The sequence below is a fragment of the Pseudomonas sp. GL-B-19 genome, from assembly GCF_019956415.1.
In the GTDB taxonomy this organism is placed as follows: domain Bacteria; phylum Pseudomonadota; class Gammaproteobacteria; order Pseudomonadales; family Pseudomonadaceae; genus Aquipseudomonas.
The window spans coordinates 90,467-110,055 of sequence record NZ_JAHBDK010000064.1; the positions used below are offsets into that span (position 1 = coordinate 90,467).

21 protein-coding genes are annotated in these 19,589 nt (G+C 58.3%); 4 read left to right on the forward strand and 17 right to left on the reverse strand.

All coding sequences use genetic code 11. The features are described 5' to 3' along the window. Positions 1–133: 133 nt before the first annotated feature. Positions 134–1,408, reverse strand: coding sequence for an MFS transporter (locus tag KGB06_RS23415; RefSeq protein ID WP_223519969.1), 1,275 nt, complete (start codon positions 1,406–1,408; stop codon positions 134–136). A gap of 119 nt (positions 1,409–1,527) precedes the next feature. On the opposite strand from KGB06_RS23415, the gene KGB06_RS23420 reads away from it, so the two are divergent. After that, positions 1,528–2,430, forward strand: coding sequence for a LysR family transcriptional regulator (locus KGB06_RS23420; RefSeq protein WP_223519971.1), 903 nt, complete (start codon positions 1,528–1,530; stop codon positions 2,428–2,430). A 147-nt stretch (positions 2,431–2,577) separates the two neighbouring features. Beyond that, positions 2,578–2,865 (forward strand): addiction module antidote protein, encoded by a 288-nt coding sequence (locus tag KGB06_RS23425; protein ID WP_223519973.1) that lies wholly within the window; start codon positions 2,578–2,580, stop codon positions 2,863–2,865. Positions 2,866–2,961: 96 nt separating this feature from the next. Here KGB06_RS23425 and KGB06_RS23430 read toward each other — a convergent pair whose 3' ends face one another. Both KGB06_RS23430 and KGB06_RS23435 read right to left on the reverse strand, forming a co-directional pair. After that, on the reverse strand, positions 2,962–3,252 hold the full coding sequence (locus KGB06_RS23430) for a hypothetical protein (RefSeq protein ID WP_223519975.1): 291 nt from the start codon (positions 3,250–3,252) through the stop codon (positions 2,962–2,964). Positions 3,253–3,289: 37 nt separating this feature from the next. Further along, positions 3,290–3,673 carry a DUF6124 family protein gene (locus KGB06_RS23435; RefSeq protein WP_223519977.1) on the reverse strand — a complete coding sequence of 128 codons (384 nt, stop codon included), beginning with the start codon at positions 3,671–3,673 and terminating at the stop codon, positions 3,290–3,292. Positions 3,674–4,054: 381 nt separating this feature from the next. On the opposite strand from KGB06_RS23435, the gene KGB06_RS23440 reads away from it, so the two are divergent. Then, a complete protein-coding gene (locus tag KGB06_RS23440; RefSeq protein WP_223520192.1) occupies positions 4,055–4,651 on the forward strand; it encodes a helix-turn-helix transcriptional regulator in 597 nt (198 codons plus the stop codon). Then, a complete protein-coding gene (locus tag KGB06_RS23445; RefSeq protein ID WP_223519979.1) occupies positions 4,644–5,507 on the forward strand; it encodes a queuosine precursor transporter in 864 nt (287 codons plus the stop codon). The genes KGB06_RS23440 and KGB06_RS23445 overlap by 8 nt, the downstream gene beginning before the upstream one ends. A gap of 43 nt (positions 5,508–5,550) precedes the next feature. Here the strand turns inward: KGB06_RS23445 and queC are convergent, their stop codons facing one another. From queC to KGB06_RS23515, 14 genes are all read right to left on the reverse strand, one after another. Beyond that, a complete protein-coding gene (gene queC, locus KGB06_RS23450; RefSeq protein ID WP_223519981.1) occupies positions 5,551–6,249 on the reverse strand; it encodes a 7-cyano-7-deazaguanine synthase QueC in 699 nt (232 codons plus the stop codon). A gap of 126 nt (positions 6,250–6,375) precedes the next feature. After that, complete coding sequence (locus KGB06_RS23455; RefSeq protein ID WP_223519983.1) at positions 6,376–7,602, reverse strand: beta-ketoacyl-ACP synthase; 1,227 nt, start codon at positions 7,600–7,602, stop codon at positions 6,376–6,378. Then, positions 7,602–8,330 (reverse strand): 3-oxoacyl-ACP reductase FabG, encoded by a 729-nt coding sequence (gene fabG / locus KGB06_RS23460; protein WP_223519985.1) that lies wholly within the window; start codon positions 8,328–8,330, stop codon positions 7,602–7,604. Before fabG ends, KGB06_RS23455 begins: the two co-directional genes overlap by 1 nt. Then, the gene (locus KGB06_RS23465) at positions 8,327–8,788 is read right to left on the reverse strand and encodes a hotdog family protein (RefSeq protein WP_223519987.1); all 462 of its coding nucleotides are present in this window, start codon (positions 8,786–8,788) and stop codon (positions 8,327–8,329) included. Before KGB06_RS23465 ends, fabG begins: the two co-directional genes overlap by 4 nt. Then, entirely contained in the window at positions 8,785–9,981 is a 1,197-nt protein-coding gene (locus KGB06_RS23470; RefSeq protein ID WP_223519989.1) for a beta-ketoacyl-[acyl-carrier-protein] synthase family protein, read from the reverse strand. The genes KGB06_RS23465 and KGB06_RS23470 overlap by 4 nt, the downstream gene beginning before the upstream one ends. After that, complete coding sequence (locus KGB06_RS23475) at positions 9,978–10,460, reverse strand: hypothetical protein (protein ID WP_223519991.1); 483 nt, start codon at positions 10,458–10,460, stop codon at positions 9,978–9,980. Before KGB06_RS23475 ends, KGB06_RS23470 begins: the two co-directional genes overlap by 4 nt. A gap of 49 nt (positions 10,461–10,509) precedes the next feature. Next, a complete protein-coding gene (locus KGB06_RS23480; protein ID WP_223519993.1) occupies positions 10,510–11,757 on the reverse strand; it encodes an NAD(P)/FAD-dependent oxidoreductase in 1,248 nt (415 codons plus the stop codon). Further along, positions 11,744–12,904 (reverse strand): sodium:proton antiporter, encoded by a 1,161-nt coding sequence (locus tag KGB06_RS23485; protein ID WP_223519995.1) that lies wholly within the window; start codon positions 12,902–12,904, stop codon positions 11,744–11,746. The genes KGB06_RS23480 and KGB06_RS23485 overlap by 14 nt, the downstream gene beginning before the upstream one ends. Then, positions 12,901–15,243 (reverse strand): MMPL family transporter, encoded by a 2,343-nt coding sequence (locus KGB06_RS23490; RefSeq protein ID WP_223519996.1) that lies wholly within the window; start codon positions 15,241–15,243, stop codon positions 12,901–12,903. The genes KGB06_RS23485 and KGB06_RS23490 overlap by 4 nt, the downstream gene beginning before the upstream one ends. Then, positions 15,227–15,805, reverse strand: coding sequence for an outer membrane lipoprotein carrier protein LolA (locus KGB06_RS23495; protein WP_223520194.1), 579 nt, complete (start codon positions 15,803–15,805; stop codon positions 15,227–15,229). Before KGB06_RS23495 ends, KGB06_RS23490 begins: the two co-directional genes overlap by 17 nt. A gap of 146 nt (positions 15,806–15,951) precedes the next feature. Beyond that, positions 15,952–16,377 (reverse strand): acyl-CoA thioesterase, encoded by a 426-nt coding sequence (locus tag KGB06_RS23500; RefSeq protein WP_223519998.1) that lies wholly within the window; start codon positions 16,375–16,377, stop codon positions 15,952–15,954. Beyond that, a complete protein-coding gene (gene hutH, locus KGB06_RS23505; protein WP_223520000.1) occupies positions 16,370–17,914 on the reverse strand; it encodes a histidine ammonia-lyase in 1,545 nt (514 codons plus the stop codon). The genes KGB06_RS23500 and hutH overlap by 8 nt, the downstream gene beginning before the upstream one ends. Further along, positions 17,895–18,842, reverse strand: a complete 948-nt coding sequence (locus KGB06_RS23510) for a glycosyl transferase (protein WP_223520002.1) — start codon at positions 18,840–18,842, stop codon at positions 17,895–17,897. The genes hutH and KGB06_RS23510 overlap by 20 nt, the downstream gene beginning before the upstream one ends. After that, positions 18,839–19,573, reverse strand: a complete 735-nt coding sequence (locus KGB06_RS23515) for a glycosyltransferase family 2 protein (RefSeq protein WP_223520004.1) — start codon at positions 19,571–19,573, stop codon at positions 18,839–18,841. Before KGB06_RS23515 ends, KGB06_RS23510 begins: the two co-directional genes overlap by 4 nt. Positions 19,574–19,589 lie beyond the last annotated feature (16 nt).

The window sequence follows — 19,589 nt, forward strand, 5'->3', positions numbered from 1 at the left end:
GCCCGGCTTATGCCGGGCGTTTTTGTTTTTAATGTAGGAGTGAGCCTGCTCGCGATAGCGGTGAATCAGTCGCCGAATGTATTGGCTGATACTCCGCTATCGCGAGCAGGCTCACTCCTACACTGGTTTTGTGTCAGGCCTTGACACCTTGTAGTGGCGGCAACTTCGCCAGCTTCAACGCCACCAGCAACGCAATCACCAGCAATCCGCCGACAAACAATCCGATCCCGTTCCATCCGCCCAGGTGCCAAAACACCCCACCCGCCGTCCCCGCAATACTCGACCCGGCGTAATAGCTGAACAGATACAACGATGACGCCTGCCCCTTGGCCTTGATCGCCCGACGCCCGATCCAGCTGCTCGCCACGGAGTGCGCGGCAAAGAAGCCAAAAGTAAAGATCAGCATGCCGATGATCACCACCGGCAGCGGCGTGAACATGGTCAGGGCAAGGCCGGCGAGCATCAGCACGATGGTCGACCAAAGCACCTTCCGGCGCCCTAGCTTGTCAGCCAGCGAACCGATTTTCGCCGAGCTGTAGATCCCCGACAGATACACCACCGACAGCAGTCCGACGAAGGCTTGCTCCATGTGATACGGCTCGGCCAGCAGTCGGTAGCCGATGTAGTTGAACAGCGTGACGAACGCGCCCATCAGTACAAAGGCTTCAAGGAACAGCAGCGGCAAACCGGCATCGCGAAAGTGCATGGTGAAGCCATCAATCAAACTGCGCGGGTGCAGCGAGCGGGCGCGGAAGTTGCGCGACTCGGGAAGGATTTTCCAGAACACCGCCGCCGCAATCAGCGCCAGACCACCAATCACCAGCATCGCCGTGTGCCAGCTGACGAAATCGATCAGCACGCCGGTGATCAAGCGTCCGGACATCCCGCCAATCGCGTTGCCGCCGATGTATAAGCCCATGGCCAGGCCGATGTGCTGCGGGTGGATCTCTTCGCTCAGGTAAGTCATGGCTACCGCCGCCAGGCCGCTCAACGACAACCCTATCAGTGCGCGCATCACCAGCACGCCTTGCCAGCTCGGCATCATCGCGCTGGCCATGGTGCACAGCGCGGCGGCGAACAACGCGGCGACCATGACAGGTTTGCGTCCGACACGGTCGGAGATCGGTCCGGTGATCAACAGGCCAATGGCGAGCATGCCGGTCGCGACCGACAGGATCAGGCTGCTCTGCGCCGCGTTGATCGAGTACTCGTGAGACAGCAGCGGCATCATCGGTTGCACGCAGTAGAGCAACGCGAAGGTTGCGAAGCCGCCGGAGAACAGCGCCAGCACCGTGCGCATGAACATCGGTGTGCCTTTTTCGATGTAAATCTCCTTCAGCTCGGCGACGACATCGTCCGCCGCGACGGGCGGAACTTCATGGGCGAGTGGAGCGACAGCAGTTTTCACGTTGGACCTCGGAGGGACGCAGCCGGGCAGGCAATGAAAAAAGCATATAGCTGCCTAATGATTCAATCCAATATATTGTTCGACCTGTTTGAGAGCTTTTACGACCTAATGGGGTCTTTATGGAATTGCGTCATCTGCGCTACTTCATCGCTGTCGCTGAAGAACTGCACTTCGGCCGCGCCGCTCAAGTGCTGGGCATCTCACAACCGCCGCTGAGCCAGCAGATACAGGCACTGGAGGCCGAGGTTGGCGCACGCTTGTTCGAGCGAACCAATCGTCGGGTCGAGCTCAGCGAAGCCGGTCGGTTGTTTCTGCAAGAGGCCCGATTGGCGCTGGCGCAAGTCGACAAAGCTGCCGACGTGGCGCGGCGTGCGCAGCTTGGAGAGTTGGGCGAGTTGAAAATCGGCTTTACTTCATCGGCACCGTTCAACTCGACCATTCCCCAAGCGATTTTCTCGTTCCGCCAGCGCTTCCCGGCCGTGCATCTGAACCTGCGAGAGATGAGCAGTACCCAAGTTGCCGATGCGTTGGTCGACGAGTCAATCGAGGTCGGCATCATGCGACCACTCGGGTTGCCAGATTCCCTCAGTGTCGTGGAGCTGATGCGCGAGCCACTGGTGGCGGTGCTCAGCTCCAAGGACCCCTTGGTCAACGGCAGCGAAGACGGATTGTTCCTGTCGGCGCTGGCCCTCGAACCCTTCGTATTTTTCCCACGCAGCTATGGCAGTGGTCTCTATGCCCAATTGCTCAGCCTGGCCCGCGATGCCGGTTTCAGCCCGCACTTCGCGCAAGAGGCTGGCGAGGCGATGACGATCATCGGGTTGGTAGCGGCGGGCTTGGGGGTGTCGGTGCTGCCGGCGTCGTATCAGCGGATGCGCATCGACGGCGTGGTGTATCGACCGTTGCTGGACCCCGCGGCGGTGTCGGCGGTGTGGCTGGTGCAGCGCAAGGATCAGAAATCGCCGATGGCCAAGGCGTTTGTTGAGTTGTTGACGCGTAAGGTTGAGCCATTGAAGGCGTGATTGAGTATCGACTGATTAGAATTTTGGGGTGATTAGGTGTAGCTCAAGAGCTACACTCGCCGCATGATTCGCAGGTGACAAAAGCAGCTAAACACGTGACATCAAACAGGCCAGGCTAATTGCAAGATCCTGGCAGGAGCAAAACCCATGACCGAACAATTCACTCGCTGGGACTCTGCCGAGTACCTCAAGACCGAAGAGGACATGGCTAATTACCTTGACGCTTGTATGGAAGAAGCGGGAGCTGATCCAGCATTTATTGCTAAAGCACTTGGGACCATTGCGCGGGCTCGCGGCATGAGCCAGGTTGCACGGGATGCAGGACTCTCTCGGGAAAGCCTTTACCGTGCACTGTCAGGGGAAGGGAATCCAGAGTTCGGCACGATCCTTAAAGTCGTGAAAGCTTTGGGGTTGAAGTTACATGCCAGTACCTGAATTTAATGTTTTGTAGCGTGTGAACGGCCTCTGCGCTAAGCGCGGGGGCCGTCTTCACACATGTTGGAAGCGCTGGTTCCAACACCACCGACGTCGTTACGACGCATCAGGCGCTTGTCTTGATTTGCTTTGCTGCTCCGAAACCTGCCCCTGCAATCGTCGTCCGACGACATCCAGCAAGTCACAACCATCGCGCAATGACGTCACCAACACCCGCGCCAGCTCACTGTGAACGCCCTCGCCAAACGCGAAACTTTCAAGCAGCTGGGTCGCAGTGCGGATGCGGTAGGCCGCCGTTTCGTGCAGCACGTCCAGCGGTGCTTCGGTGTCGATCAACAACGATGCGATGGTGCAATCGATGCCGGTGATAGGCATGTATCTATCCATGACAAAAAACCTCCATTGCGTAAGAAAGCGCGTTTACTTATTGGTGACTGCTGGACGGCGCCGCAGACAACCCGCTGGGAGGGTCAAGAATGTCCAGGGCCCGGTTGACCATCAATTCGGCCAGCACGGTCAGCTGCTGAATGGCCAATGCCTCGTTGCGGCGCGAGCCTTCGAGTTCACAGGCGAGGTCGGTGGTCATCACATTCAGCGAGGCGAGGGTTTCAGTGGCGTGACAGAGCAAGGACTCCGTATCGACGTTCGGGTTGATGCTGAACACATGGCTGACAGGGTCGGGGCGGTTTGGATTACGCAGGCGCGCGCTGACGGTGCGCTCGGTGGTTTCGGAGAGTTTGGATAGATCGGCGGTGTCGGCGTCTTTCGGGTCTGACGATTGCGGGCGATCGGGATTGATTTTTTTCATTGTGGAACTCCCTTATTTTTTTAAAGAAAAGCGGCATCCTTTCCGGCTATTCATGATTGATCGGCAGCGATGTATGGGCTGACGATACGGATAGATTTATAACTAAAAACGTCCTGCTTATTGTTCAAATAAATGAACATTTGTGTAATTAAATGATTCTTTAGAAACCTCTGTAAGTAAGTTCATTTTATTTTGTGGGATTCGTCTACTGCATGGTATGCAGAAATAAACGTCGAATTAAACGTCATTTATTGAATGTATAATCAGGCTGGGTGTGTCTATTTGTACGCCAGGCAGGCGAGCCGAGTGATATTCACAAAAGCAAATCGCAATGCTCGGTTTGAGCGATCAAATTTATTACAGGTGATTGGCAGGCATTTAATGCATAAAAAAGAAAAAACAGAAAATTTAAAGAGAAATATTAAGTACCTTATAAAAAGCCGAGGAGAAACACAGATATCGTTGTGTAATTCAGTTGGGTTGACCAGGACTACTATCTACAACATTCTGGAAGGTAAGGTTGTCAATGTTCAGCAGTCTACCATTCGTAAAATTTCTGATTTTTTTGGTGTGTCCTATAAAGAAATAGAAACTGTAGATTTTGAAGAGAGGGAAGTTATAGAGAGCAGTGTTTCTTTGCTGGGTAATATGAATCCTGCGGCGGTTCCTGTAATTAAAGAAAGTTTTCTTGTGCAAAGTCTTGATAAGAGGATCGGTGAGTTGGTTGTAACCCACCCTTTGACCTATTTTTTCGGTACAGCCTGCAATTTAATTGGTGTGCTTCTGGAAAGCGAAATCAGCGGCGTGAATGAGTCTGGGGATTTGTTGATAGTGAAGAAAGGTCTGTCGAATAGCGATAAAGAAAAACTTGTATATGACAAAGCAACAAAAAATCTATTTATAACCAGAGAGTCTTCCTGTTGTTCTGATGATGTTCTTGTAATAGGAGAGATAGTGGAGGAAAGGTTCAATGGATAGTCTTTCGGAAAACAGCAGGTACAAATTACTAGGGTTTGAAAATAGTAAAGGTCTTGCCGTTATCATGATCGTTTCAACGGGGAAGGTCACTAAAATTAAGTTGGACGACTTGTTGAAAAGTGATGTTGTGGATGATTTAAGTAGGGCAGAAATAAAATCCATATACAGGAAGTTCTATTCTGGTGGTGAAGCACTGACAGCTTACGAAATAGATGACCGGCAAGAGAAGTCATGGATGACTTATGTGGCTCTTAATCTATTGCTTTTTGCACTATATATCTTCACGAATATTGCTGCGACAAAGCTTGTATACATAGAGTGGCTTGATATTGTTGTCACTCCAGGGGTTTTTCTTTATCCGCTAACATTTTTAATAGTTGATATCTTGAACGAGTTTTATGGGTTGAGGCTTGCAAGGAAAGCCATATTGTTTGCTTTTGCGAGTAATGCTCTTATCACTGTTTTGCTAAGCGCCACTAGCTTTCTTCCAGGCTTATCAGGCTGGAAGCTTGATGCGCCATATAGCGAGGTCATGACTCATGTATCGGCTGTATTGGTGGCGTCTTCCATTTCCTTCATTTTTTCTGAATATGTAAATTCTTACTTGTTGAATAAAATAAAACAGCTTACAAACTCTAGATTTTTATTTTTACGGGTCTTTTTAAGTACGTTTTTTGCAGTGATAATAGACAGTTTCATTTTTTGTTTTATTGCGTTTTACGGATCAATGACTAATGCCGAAATACTTAATATCGTTTATGTCCAAATCGCCATAAAAATGTGTTTCGCTGTTTTTAATATTTTGCCTGCCTATGGAGCAAGATCCCTATTTAAACGGTACGTGGTTAGCGCTTAAGACGTACAAAAGGGGAAGTGGCACGGCTTCCCCTGGATTTTTACTATTTGATTTTTTGTTTGTTTTCCAGGCTTTTCATAACCTTGGCCTTGTTCTCCAAAAACTCATGCAGCCCTTTCGCTCGAAGATTGCACGCATCGCAATTCGCGCATCCAGTCCCAATTATTCCGTTGTAGCAAGTCAGTGTCTGGTGCTGAATCAACTCAAGCTTTCCATGCTGCTCGGCAAGAGCCCATGTTTCTGCCTTGTTCAACCACATGAGCGGCGTTTCAATGCGCAGTTTGTAGTCCATGCCCAGCTCAATGGCTTTATGCAGTGCCCTGACAAATTCGTCACGGCAATCCGGGTAGCCAGAGAAATCTGTCTCGCAAACACCTGTGATGACAGCCTCGGCCCGAACTTGATAGGCATGAATAGAGGCCAAGGTTAAAAACAGAATATTTCTACCGGGCACGAAAGTACTAGGCAGACTATCTGCAGAACTATCCACGCTAGGTACTGGAATGTTGTCACGCGTCAAACTACTGATTGCCAGTTCATTCAACAACGTCGTGTCCAGCACCTTGTGCACGGTCACGCCAAGCTCTTTCGACAGCTGCTGCGCGACCTCGATTTCCGCGCGGTGGCGCTGGCCATAGTCGAACGTAATGCAATGGATTTCATCGTAAAGCGGTAATGCATGGATCAAGCAGGTGGTGGAGTCCTGCCCACCGCTGAAAACGATAACGGCCTTTTTAGTCATGGTTCGTGCTTCCTTGGGATGCCCCGATGTATCACGGGGCATTGAACCTAGCGCAAAGCCTCAATTCTGGTTGTGGGACGTTTCCGAAATGGAGTACTCCACTTTCCGTTTGTGTCTGTTCGTTGCTTACGACCAACGCCGAAAAATCAGCGAAGTATTCACACCACCGAAGGCAAAGTTGTTGTTCATCACGTATTCATTGCTCATCTGCCGAAACTCGCCACGCAAGTAATCCAGCTTTCCACAATGCGGATCGACCTCATCCAGGTTCAGCGTGTGTGCATACAAATCGCGGTTCATCATTTCAATGCTGAACCAGGACTCCAGTGCACCGCAGGCGCCCAGCGTGTGGCCGAGGAAGCTTTTCTGCGAGCTGATTGGCATGTGTTCGCCGAACAGCGCGCTGGTCGCCAGGGTTTCGGCAATGTCGCCCTGTTCTGTCGCGGTGCCGTGGCCGTTCACGTAGCCGATGTCTGAAGGCTGAAGGCCGGCGTCTTCCAGGGCCAGTTCCATGGCTCGGCGCATGGTGAGCTGCTCCGGACGGGTGGTGTGCTGGCCGTCGGCGTTGCTGCCGAAGCCGACGAGTTCGGCGTGGATGCGCGCACCGCGAGCCAGGGCGTGTTCCAGCTCTTCAAGCACCAGCATGCCGCCGCCTTCACCGATCACCAGGCCGTCGCGACCCTTGTCATAAGGGCGTGGGCTGGTGTGCGGGGCGTCGTTTTTCAGGCTGGTGGCGTAGAGCGCGTCGAAGACCATGGCTTCGGTCGGGCACAGCTCTTCGGCGCCGCCCGCCAGCATCAATGGCAGGCGGCCGAATTTGATCGACTCGTAGGCGTAACCGATACCCTGACTGCCGCTGGTGCAGGCGCTGGACGTCGGGATCAACCGACCGGTGAGGCCGAAGAAGATGCTGATGTTCGCGGCCGTGGTGTGCGGCATCATCCGCACGTAGGAGTTGGCGTTCAGGCCTTCGGCCACCGAGTTGAGCAGCATGTTGCCGAACGCCTTGATCTCGTCGGTGCTGCCGGTGGATGAGCCGCAAGCGACCCCCATGCGTCCGTCCTTGATCGACTCGTCGCCAAGCAGTCCGGCATCGGCCAGCGCTTGCTCGGCAGCGCCTACAGCAAGCCGCGACACGCGGCCCATGCTGCGCAGTTGCTTGCGGGTCCAGTGGCTCGGGACCTTGAAATCATCGATGGGGGCGGCCAGGCGCGTGTTGAGTTCGGTGAAACGATCCCACTCGTCCATCCGGCGAATGCCGCTGCGATTGGCGGCGAAGTTGCCAGCGATGGTTTCCCAGTCGTTGCCCAACGAGGTAATGCCGGCCATGCCGGTGACGACAACGCGCTTCATCAGCACAGGCCTCCATTGACGGCCAGAACCTGCCGGGTGATGTACGACGCTTCCGCCGACATCAGGAAATTCACCGCGCCGGCCACCTCTTCAGGGGTGCCCATGCGTTGTGCGGGGATCATTCTCATCAGTTCTTCCACGGGCACGTTTTCATCGAGCATGGCGGTGTCGATCAGGCCGGGCGCGACACAGTTGACGGTGATTTTGCGCTTGCCCAATTCGATCGCCAGCGCCTTGGCCGCGCCGATCAGACCGGCCTTGGAGGCGCTGTAGTTAACCTGGCCGCGGTTGCCGATCAAGCCGGAAACCGAGGTGATGCAGACTATTCGCCCGGCAGCGCGACGACGGATCATCGGCATCATCACCGGGTGTAGCACGTTGTAGAAACCGTCGAGGTTGGTGCGCATCACCACATCCCAATCATCCTCGCTCAGCGCCGGAAAAGCACCGTCACGCGTCAGGCCGGCGTTGAGCACCACGCCGTAATAGGCGCCGTGGGCTTCTACGTCGGCTTCGAGAATGGCTTTGCAGCTGGCGCGGTCTGACACGTCGAACTGCAGGACGCGGGCGTTGCGGCCCAGGGCTTCGATTTCACCTTTCACGGCGATGGCGTCCGCCAGACCGCTGCGGCAATGCAGCACGATGTCATGCCCGGCCTGGGCCAGACGCAAGGCAATGGCGCGGCCGATGCCACGGCTGGAACCGGTGACCAGTACGGATTCAGTCATGACTGGACTCCTTCGGGTTCATGAAGATATTGAGCGGCCTGAGGCGGACGATATACGTTCAGGCGGGCGCTGGCGTGGATGCCGGGGGCGTTGATATGGCATTCGAACACGCCCATGCCATTGTCGTCTTCCAGCGAGCGAACGCCGTGGATGGTCAGTTCGGTGCCGGCCGGGAACTGCTCGACGTTGCATTCGAATTTACGGCTGCCGAGCAGAAAGCCCAACTCCACCGCATCACCGCGCTGGCGCGCACGGCAACCGGCAAAGGCGGCGACGCTCTGGGCCATTATTTCAATGCCGACCCAGGCTGGCAGGCTGCCATCGCAATTGTTGAACAGGCCGCCGGGTCTGACGGTTAGGCGGGTGTGAATCTGCTCTTCATCGAATGCCAGGATCTGCTCGATAAGGATCATGTCGCCAGCGTGCGGCAGCAACTCGGCGAGCGGCCAGTCAATCATGGTGCGTCTCCGATAATCAGGCTGACGTTGTTGCCACCGAAGGCAAAGGAATTGCTCATCAAATAGCGAGGTGCAATGGACGTCAGGCGATCGGCCGGGGTCACCCAATGCAAGGCGGGCAGCAGCGGGTCGGGCTGGGCGTCCCAAATGTGGGGTGGCAGCGCGTGGTCGCGGTTGTCCGGGCTCAGGCTCAGCCAGCAGAACGCGGCTTCCAGGGCGCCGGCAGCGCCGAGGGTGTGACCGGTCATCGGCTTGGTCGACGAGCAGGGCACGCCTTGCGGGAACAGTGCCGTCACGGCGAGGCTTTCCATCGCGTCGTTATGTTGGGTCGCGGTGCCGTGCAGGTTCAGGTAATGGATCTGTTGCGGTTGCAGGTTGGCCCGGTTCAGGGCTTTGTTCATGGCTTGCAGGGCACCCCGGCCGGTCGGTTCCGGCGCAGAGATATGGTGCGCATCGGAACTGGCGCCGCTGCCGAGCAGGGCGATGGCCCGGCCATTTCCGGCGGTTTTGCTCATTAGAAACAACACGGCCGCCTCGCCGATGTTGATGCCGTTGCGGTTCACCGAAAACGGATTGCAGCGCTGCCCGGACACTGCTTCCAGGGCCGAGAAACCGTTAAGGGTCAGTTTGCACAAACTGTCGACGCCGCCGCACAACACCGCGTCGCACAGGCCCAGATCCAGTAGCCGTTGGGCACTCATCAGCGCCCGTGCGCTGGAGGTGCAGGCGGTGGAAATCACATAGGCCGGGCCACTCAATTGCAGCCAGTCAGCCAGGAAGTTGGCCGGCGCGCCGAGCTCTTGTTGCTGATAGTCGTACTCGGCAGGGAATTCATGCTCGCGGATGTAATGGGCCAACCCACGGCTGGCCTCATCGATGCCCGAGGTGCTGGTGCCCAGAATCACGCCGATACGATCGCGGCCATAAGTCTTGATCGCCTGGTCAATCTCTTCGCGAATTTGCAGCGCGGCTTCCAGCAACAACTGGTTGTTGCGGGTGTTTTGCTTTTTCAGCTCAACCGGGATCGCTGGCAGTTCGCCGCTCACCGCCGCGACCGGCAAGGCGCGCTCCGGCACCCAGCCGGTCTCGGTGCGCAGGCCTGAGCAATCGCCAGCAAACAGATTGGCGGCGACTTCGCGTTTGCCACGCCCCAACGCGCAGATCACACCGAGGGCGCTCAGATAAGCCGTCATGGCGTTTCCCCACTCAACGGCGTGACTTGATACCGGGGCCCCTTGGGCAGGTTCAATTCAAAGCTCATGGGTTGTGAATAACTGACATCCCAGCGCTTGGGCAGGGAACGTTGCCGGCCGTGCTGCCAGGCGGTGGGATAGTTGCCCGCCAGTTGATCTTTGGGGGTCAGCGCAAACAGCAATGCGGCGAACAGCTCCCGGGCTTCCGGGTTGGGCGGCAACAGACCGTCGGCTTGCCACTTGCCATCGATCAGTACCTGACGCGCCTGTGGAATGCCCAGCAAGTCCATCATCGACCAGCGAAGGCCCGTGTCTTCATGCTGAATCACCAATACCCAGTCCTGACGTTGGTCAGCCACCAGGCGCTGGATGTGCATTTGCAGTGGCAACGTCAGGTTTGGCAGGTGCTCGGGCAGCGGTGCCCGGCTGGCGCAAGCGCTCAGCAACAGCAGGCACCCAAGGAGCAGAAAACGGGTCATCAGGCATTACCTTCAAGGGTGTTGCGCCGCAAACAGGCGGTTCTGTCATTCATGTGACATCTTTTGCGCAGAGTTCTGACAGCACCCGCAGCCGACGTTTGGGTTCACTGACGAACGGATTGCGCTCGTCCCAGGCATAACCGGCGAGAATCGCGCTGATCATACGGCGGATGTCCGGTGAGCTGCCCGGATGATAGATCACATCCTGGAAGGTCCCGGCGTACCAGCCTTCGACGTAGCAGCGGAAGGTATCGACGCCACGCTTGAGCGGTTCGGCGAACTCGGTCTGCCAGTCGACGCTTTCCCCTTGCAGTTGGCGATGCAACACGCCAGCGGCCATGCTCGCCGAACGCATGGCGATGGTCACGCCGGAAGAGAACACCGGGTCGAGGAATTCCGCAGCGTTGCCGAGCAACGCAAAGCCGGGGCCGTGGAGCGTTTTCACGTTGGCCGAGTAGCCGCCGATGGTCCGTGCGGGTGTGTCCCACACAGCGTTTTTCAGTACGCCAGCCAGGCTTGGGGTTTCAGCGATGAACCCGCGCAGGCATTCGTCCAGATTCTCCATGCGGCCTTCGAAATGTTCGGCGGCCGCGACCACCCCCACCGAGCAACGGCCGTTGCTGAACGGGATGGTCCAGAACCAGATGTCGCGATGGATGGGATGGGTGGTGATGAGGATTTTTTCCCGCTCGAAGGCCGGGCTGTCGATGTGGTCTTCGATGTGGGTAAACACGGCTTGGCGCACCGGAAAGTTCGACGGTGCTTCAAGGTCCAGCAGGCGCGGCAGCACACGACCATAGCCGCTGGCATCCAACACGAAATCGGCTTCGATACGGTATTGGCTGCCGTCTTCGCGCAGCACGTCGAGTTGCGGTTTCGGCAAGTCGAAATCAACGCTGACGATGGCTTCGCCGTAACGAACTTCCACGCCTTGTCGCGCGGCCTGATCGGCCAGCAGCTTGTCGAAATCGGCGCGCTGCACCTGAAACGTGGTCGGCTTGCCATGGCTGAACGTGTCGCCGAAATCAAAGGCGCTGTACTGATCGCCCCAGGCGAATGCGGCGCCGTTTTTTAACTGGAATCCGGCAGCATTCACAGCATCGAGCATGCCGGCTTCTTCAACGAAATCCAGGCAATGCGACAACAGACTTTCGCCGATGGAAAACCGTGGGAAGTGCTGGCGTTCGATCAGCAGCACATCGTGACCGTTGCGTTTGAGCAGCGCGGCAGCGATGGCACCCGAAGGCCCCGCGCCGATGACGACGACTTGTCGACGTTGCATTTCAACTGTTGGCACGAGGGCTCCTTGCCGGGGCGGCGATGTTCAAAGGGGGAGTGTGCATGCCGGCCAGTGCCGGCAGTAATGTCGCGATCAGGCCCATCACCATCAGCGCAAAGTACAGCGCGGGGCTGATGAGCTGTAGTTGCAGCAACAGATTCAGAAAAACGATCTCACTCAAACCACGAATATTCAGCAGCAGGCTTTCCCGCCAACGGCTGGCGCCTTCAAAGGAGGCACCGGCCCAACCGAGACCCAGCCAGTTGCCCAGCAGTTTGCTGGCAATCGGAAACAGCAGCAGGGCAGCCAGTTGTAGCCAGCTCAGGCTGGTGATGGCGGCGTGTACGTTGATCTGCACGATGCCGAACGTGAGGATCAGCGGAATGGCGATCCAGGTTTGTAAACGGCTCATCCAGAGCGCAGGTATTGGCCACACCAGCGGCACTTTCAACGCGGCCATGCACAGCAGATAACCGATGCCGAAAATCAGTGCATTGAGCTTGAAGTGCTCGGCGACCACCAGCAGAGCGAAGAAGCAGCCGCTGTGCAGCAACGCCTGACGCAAACCGAGCAAACGCAGCAGCACCGGCAGACAAGCACCGGCCAATGGCAGCAGCAGGCTGCTCACGTGCAGGCTGCCCTGAGCGAGTCCGAACAGCGTCCAGCACGCCAGGTCGATGAGGATCGCGGTCTGCACCAGACGCCGGGTGGCGTCTGGTGGGTAGTTGATGTGCCGCAGGTACAAATACAACACCGGGATTGCGGTGATGGCGAATACCAGACCCACTGCCAATGAACTGATCCACGGCTGTGCTGGCAGCAACCAGACCGCCGTCGCCAGCCCGCCCGCGAACGGAATGCAAAAACTCGGCAGGGCGATTTTCAGGCTCTGGCGATCCAGCCGCAGGTCGATCACGTCACTGAGAATGTGCCCTAGCAGCAAGGCAAAGCTCAGGCTGTAGAGATTTTTCAGCCATGTCGGCGAGATCAGTTCAGCGCCGCTGAGCTGCCAACCGGGTTCGATCCAGAAGTACATCAGCAGCGGCAGGCCGAAAGTTGCCAGCAGCAACTGGCTGACGATGGGGATCAGACCGAAATGACGACCGACACGGGTGGCCACGGCGAACAACGCGAGGGCCATCAGCCAAAACAGGGCGGTCATCATGCTGCCGGCTCCGCAACCGGAACGTTGTGGGCATGTCGTCCCGCCCACGGCGCCAGGATGAAACTGAAGGCCAGGCCCAGACTCACCGACAGGCCAAAATTGCTCACGGCCGGCGTGCTGGACACCGCAAGCAAACCGAACGACAGCCACGTGGTCAGCGCCGCCAGCAAGGTGCCCAGCAGGCTCACTGCCGCGCCGCCGACCTGTTCGCGCATGAGGATCGCGTAATCGACGCTGATCGCCGTCACCAGCAGCAAGCCAAACAGGCTGAACAGTGTCAACGGTTGCCCCAGCCAGCCGAGACTGGCCAGGCTGCACAGGGCGGCGAGCAATGGCAGGGCGACGATGCGCAGGGCGCCACCGAGACCGAATGGCAGCATCAACACCAGTACGATTAACGCGCAGGAGGCGAGTTTGAGCTCTGCTGCGCTGATCTGTGTCGCGGCGAAAACGCTGTTCAATTCACCGAGACGGTCGACCAGTTCGACGCCTGGCAAGTCCAACGCTTGAACGCGTAACAGGCTTGGGTCGTTCAGGCCTTGCAGGCTGACCATCGCCGCCACGCCACCGTCATCGGTCGGCCCCAGCCACAGTGGGCGATAGGGCTCAGCCAGCGGACCGAGCAGTGCTGCGTCGATGTCTTCGGCGGGCAAGGCCTGCAATTTCGTCAACTCTGCGTGCAGCGCTTCTGCCGGTACGCCGACGTCGAGCAGCGGCTGCCAGAACTGCGGCAGTTTGCTCAACGCGTCACGCACTTGCTGCTGATCGCTTGGCTGGCTGACCAGCTGATTCAGCGACAGGTAACCCTGGAGTTTTTCCAGGCCGACCAACTGATCCAGGCGCTCGCTCAACGCGGTCTGACGCTCCAGCAACTCCTGCTGATTCGCACCACGCACCAGGAAAAACTGGCTGGTCGGTTGAAAACCGGTGATGCGCGCAATGGTCCGGGCTTCGTCCGTCAATTGCTGTGGTGCGCCGATCCACTGGCGAATATCGTTTTTGCTTTCGAGTTGCAGCAGGCCTCCCACGCAGAAGGCAATCAGCAGTGCCAGCAGTACCGGCGTGTTGAAATGACTGAGCAGTGCCTCACGCAGACTCAGCAACGATTCACAGACGCGCAGTGGCCATTGCGCCGGACGTATATCCACGCCTTTGAGCAGTGCCGGCAGCAGGCAGACAGCGGACAGATAGGCGCCGAGCAAACCGGCGGCGGAGAACGCGGCGATTTGGGTCAGGGCCGGGAACGGTGTCCACGCCAGCGCGAGGTAGCCGATGCAACTGGTGATCAGGCTCAACGTCAGGCCCGGCAGCGTCAGCCGCAATGCTGGCCAGCTGTGCCAGGGTTTCAGGCTCCAGCTTTTCGACAAGTAATGCAGCGGATAGTCGACGGCCACGCCGATCAGGCTGGAACCGAGCACGAGCGTCATCACATGCATATGGCCAAACAGCGCCACGCAGGCCACGGCGCCAAACAGCATGCCCACCAATACCGGAACAAACGCGAGCAATACCCGCCAGCGCCGGAAGGCCAGCAATAGCAGAGCCAGAATGCCCAGCGTGGCGCCGCCACCGACCCATGTCATCTCGCGGCTGGCTTGTTGCTGACCACTGGCGGCGTAGAGCAAGCCGCTGGCAGCCAGCAGTTGCACGTCGAACGGAGCCGCTTGTTCTCGGCTGCGTTCAAGCAGGTCGGCCACTTGCAACGGCAGGCTCATGTCAAAGGCATTGCCGGTGGTTTTTGCCCGCAGCAACACCCAGTTCTTGCCGTCGGCATCGGCGATCAAGGCGCCGCTGCCGATGTCCAGTTGTACGGTGCCGCGTTGTGGCTGGCTGTTCTGGATGCGCCCGGTCAGGCCCAGCCAGTCATCCTGGCTCGGCACCAGGCTGAACCCGGTGAACGGGTCGAACAGTGCCTGTACCCGCTGCTGGATGAAGGCGTCGGGATGTTCAATCAGTTGCTGGCGATCCGCCTTGGACAGCATGGCCAGTCGGCCTTGCAGCAGTTGCGTGCGCAGCGCGGGCAAGTCGGCTTGCAGAGTCCACTGGACCTTTTCGAACAAACCGCTGGCCTGCCATTGTTCGCCGAGTTTCTGCGCCATGGCGATGGCTTGCTCACGATCTTTATGGCCGACCAGCATCAGCAATTCGCGGTTCAGCGGTTCTTGCATGCGTTGTTCTGCACGCAGTTCCAGCGCGTCCGGCGCCGTGCCCGGCACCAGTTCCATCAGGTTGGCCGACAGCGGTGCGCCGTCACGCCATTGCCAACCGGCGAGCGCAAGCACCGCCAGCAGCAGGATCAGGAACAGCCATGGCAGCCTGCGTTCACTCGGCAAAGTCATGTTGCTCCGCAGTGCTCAACGGTTGGGCGCTGGTGCTGTCCTGCATACGCAAAAGCGTGCTGTCGCCTTGGGTTTCCAGCAGCTCGATGGTGCTCACCAATTCGCCACCGGTAATGTTGATCTGATTGAACACCTGCTTGAGCAACAGCGAACGCGGAAGCAACGTCAACTTCCAGTTCTGCGCATCGCCGCTCATTGAAAGCTCGAAGTCACGCTGCAAGCCGCTACTGTCGCCTTGCAGAACGGCCAGGAACAAGCGGTTCTGCTCGGCGCCTGCACTCTTGCTCGGCAGCATCTGCCAACCACTGACGTCACGTCGGGCGATGCCTTTGGTGGTGATTCGGTAATCCTGTTGCAACGGGGTTCTTAGCAACCACAGCAGGCCATGATTTTTCGCGAGGACGAACGTACCCTTGCTGGTCAGCGGCTGGGGCAGGGCGCGCAGGTGTTTTTCCTGGATGAAGTTGCCGTGGATCACATCGGGTTTGGCCAGCTGATCACTCAACTGCTGCAAATCAAACGCCTGCGCCAACGAAGAAAAACCCAACGCCACCACCAACATGTAGCAGCTGCCGAGCCCGCAAGGCTGCGTCCGGAGGCGGAGCCGTCGTAAAACCTGAACATGCGGTACGTCTGGGGAAACGCGGGGCGACTGCTGCTCAGTCGAACGCAGGCTGCGCCAGCTGCTACAGAGGGTTGTGAGCAGGTTCATGCGAGCGTCCTTTCGACGGCGTCAGTAAAGACCTTTGGTGACGCCAACTGCATTTCGCGGCTGGCCATGTCGACGGCGACCTGCACCGAGCTGGCACGTGTCAGGCGTTCGCCGGTTTCCATGTCACTGATCAGGTAGTTGATCTTCAACCGGTTCTCCCACTCCACCAGATTGGCGCGCACGTTCAATTTTTGGCCGAACATCGCGCCGCGCACGTACCGCAGTTGCAAGTCGATCACCGGCCAGGCGTAACCCGACTCGGCCATCGCCGTGTAGTTGTGGCCGATCTTGTCCAGCAGTGCGCAACGGGCAACTTCCAGATATTTGACGTAATGGCCGTGCCAGACCACGTGCATGGTGTCGACGTCAAAGAACGGCACGAGGATTTCCGTATCGGTATGAAGCACTCCCTTGCTACGCATGCAGCCTCCAGTGTTGCTCGGCTATTCGTTTCAGGCACAGGCGCAATTCGCCTTCCAGGGCACGATCTTCGATGACCGGCGGGAAGTCCTTGGCCAGCTGTTCGTGCATGTCGGCCAGGGCCGGCGGCAATGGGCGAGCGTCTTCGGCCTTACCGCGCAGCCACACGCCTTGGTTGGCGGCGAGCAGGGTCGCGGCGGCGACCTGCTCGGTCAGCTCCAGCACGCGAATCGCATCGCGAGCGGCGATGGTGCCCATGCTCACTTTGTCCTGGTTGTGGCACTCGGTGGAACGCGAGAACACGCTGGCCGGCATAGTGTTTTTCAGTGCTTCGGCGGTCCAGGCGCTGGTGCCGATTTGCACGGCTTTAAAGCCGTGGTTGAGCATTGCCCGGTCAGCGCTGGCGCCGGACAAATTGCTCGGCAAGCCATGGTTGTAACGCTCGTCCACCAGCAATGCGAGTTGACGGTCTAGCAGGTCGGCGACGTTGGCTACCAGGTTCTTCAGGCTGTCCATGGCGAACGCGATGTGGCCGCCATAGAAATGCCCGCCGTGCAGCACGCGTTCAGCTTCGGCGTCGATGATCGGATTGTCGTTGGCGCTGTTGAGTTCAATTTCGATGAACGAGCGCAGCCAATTCAGGCTGTCGGCCAATACACCGAGGACGTGGGGCGCGCAGCGCAGGGAGTAGCGGTCCTGCAGGCGGTGCAGTGGCGCGGTCGGCGCGTCGATCGCCAGATCCTTGCGCAGCCACGCGGCGACTTGCATCTGCCCCGGGTGCGGTTTGGCGGCGAACAGGCGCTCGTCGAAGTGTTCAGGATTGCCCTGCAAAGCCACCACGTTCAGCGCGGTGATGCGCGTGGCCAGTTGCAGCAGATAATCAGCGCGGGCGAAGGCCAGGCAGGCAAGGCCGGTCATCACGGCGGTGCCGTTCATCAAGGCCAGCGCTTCTTTCGGGCGTAGCACCAACGGCTGCCATCCGAGTTCACGGTGGACGTCGGCCGCGTGTCGGCGCTCGCCACGGAACATCACTTCGCGCTCGCCGGACAGGGTCGCCGCAACGTAGGACAGCGGCGTCAGATCTCCGCTGGCACCGACCGAGCCTTCTTCCGGGATCAGCGGCAGGATGTCATGTTCGAGAAAGGCTTGCAGGCGTTCCAGCAGCTCCACGCGCACCCCGGACACGCCATGACACAGCGACTGCAAGCGCGCCGCGAGCACCGCGCGAGTGGCCTGCTCATCGAGCAGTTTGCCCAACCCGCAACCGTGAAAGGTATACAGATGTCGGGGCAGCGCCTCGACGTGATGCAGCGGCACCGCGACCACGCAAGAATCGCCATAACCGGTGGTCACGCCATAGATCACGCCTTCCTTGTCCAGCAGGGAGTCGAGGAATCGCGCGCCCTTGGCGATACGCTCGCGGTACGCGGGATCGCCCTGCAACTGCGTCGGCACCTGACGGTTGGCCAGGGCCAGTACGTCTTCGATGCGCAAAGGGAGTTCGCCGAAGGTTACCGGCTCATGCGTTGGCGTCGTCATCGGTCTTCCAGAAAGGGTAAAAGTTGAACCATTGTTGGGGCACTTCGAGGCAATAGTGACCCAGTCGCTCGGCGTAGCGGGACGCCCACTGATGAATGACCTGTTCACGGTCGCTGCGTTTCCACACCACGGCCTCGGCAAACGGTTCGAGGCTCACGCGATAATCACCCGACGGTTTCTTCAGGCACATCAACAGATTGATCGGGCATTTCAACAAACCGGCCAGCAACCACGGCCCCTGAGGGAACGCAGCGCGATGGCCGAGAAAATCCACGGTCACGCTGCGTCCGCCGTGCAGCGGCACGCGGTCGCCGGCAATCGCCAGCCATTCGCCGCGTTCCAGACGCTCATGCAATTGAAGCATGATCACCGGGTCCAGCTCGCTGACCTGGATCAGCCGCAGGTTGGTCGCGCCGGCCTCGCCGAGCAAACGGTTGAACTGCTCGGCGTGTTTGGTGTGGACCAGCACGTTCATCGTGACTTTTTCACCGATTTCCGCCAGTGCGCGGCAGACCTCGAGATTGCCCAAATGTGCGCCCACCAGCATCTGTCCGCGGCTGCCACGCAGTTGATTGCGCAGCAGTGCCGGGTCGATGATTTCAATCTGGTCGATGCTCAGCTTGCCGTTCCACACGTCGAGCTTGTCGAGCATGGAGTCGGCGAACGCCATGAACTGGCCGAACACGCGCCAATGGGTAGGGCGCAACTCAGGGCGAGCGCTCCAGTCGGCGAGATGTTGCTGGTATTGCCAGGCGCTGTGGCGAGCGCTGCGCCCGAACAGGAAAAAGTACAGGACGATGCCGTACAAAATCGGACTCAATAGCCGCCGCCCCAGGACTTTGGCGCCGAACGCGGTGAGCTTCATCAGCCAGAAACTGCCTCGCTCCTGGCGGTCAGCCCAGTGCTTCTTGTCTACGTCACTGCTCATGCTCGCCACCGTCGCCAGAGGATCACCGGAGCCCGCAGCAACATGCCGAAAAACAGCCGCGTGTGCATGCTGGAAATCAGCACATTGTCGTGAAACAGGCGAAAGTGCGAGACGCCGTCCAGCGGGTAATGAACCCGGGTCGGCAACCACTGCATCGTCTGATTGCGCCAGGCCAGGCGCACGAGGATGTCCGAGTCGAAGTCCATGCGCTTGCCGATTTTCGCCGAGTCGACCAGCGCCAGGGTGGGTGGCAATGGATAGACGCGAAAGCCGCACATGGAGTCGCGAATCTGCAAGGACAGCGTGTTGATCCACACCATCACGTGCGTCAGGTAGCGGGCGTACAAACGACCTTTGGGCACGCTGGCGTCATATTGCGGGTAACCACAGATAATCGCGTCCGGGTGGATGCGTGATTGTTCAATGAACAGCGGTACGTCTTGCAGGTCATGCTGACCGTCGGCGTCCACTTGCAACGCGTGGCTGAAACCCAGGCGTGAAGCTTCGCGCAGGCCGGTCATCACGGCGCCGCCCTTGCCCTGGTTGGTGGCAAGGCGGACCAAGTTGACTCTTTCGCGCTGGGCGAGTTGATCGAGGACTCTGGCGCAGGCTGGATCGCTGGCATCGTCCACCAGAATGCACGGCAGGCCACTGGCGATCAGCGCGTCGACCACCGTGGTGATGGCAGTTTCGTGGTTGTAGACCGGGATGATGGCGCAGGGGTTATGCATAGTGGGTAATACCCGA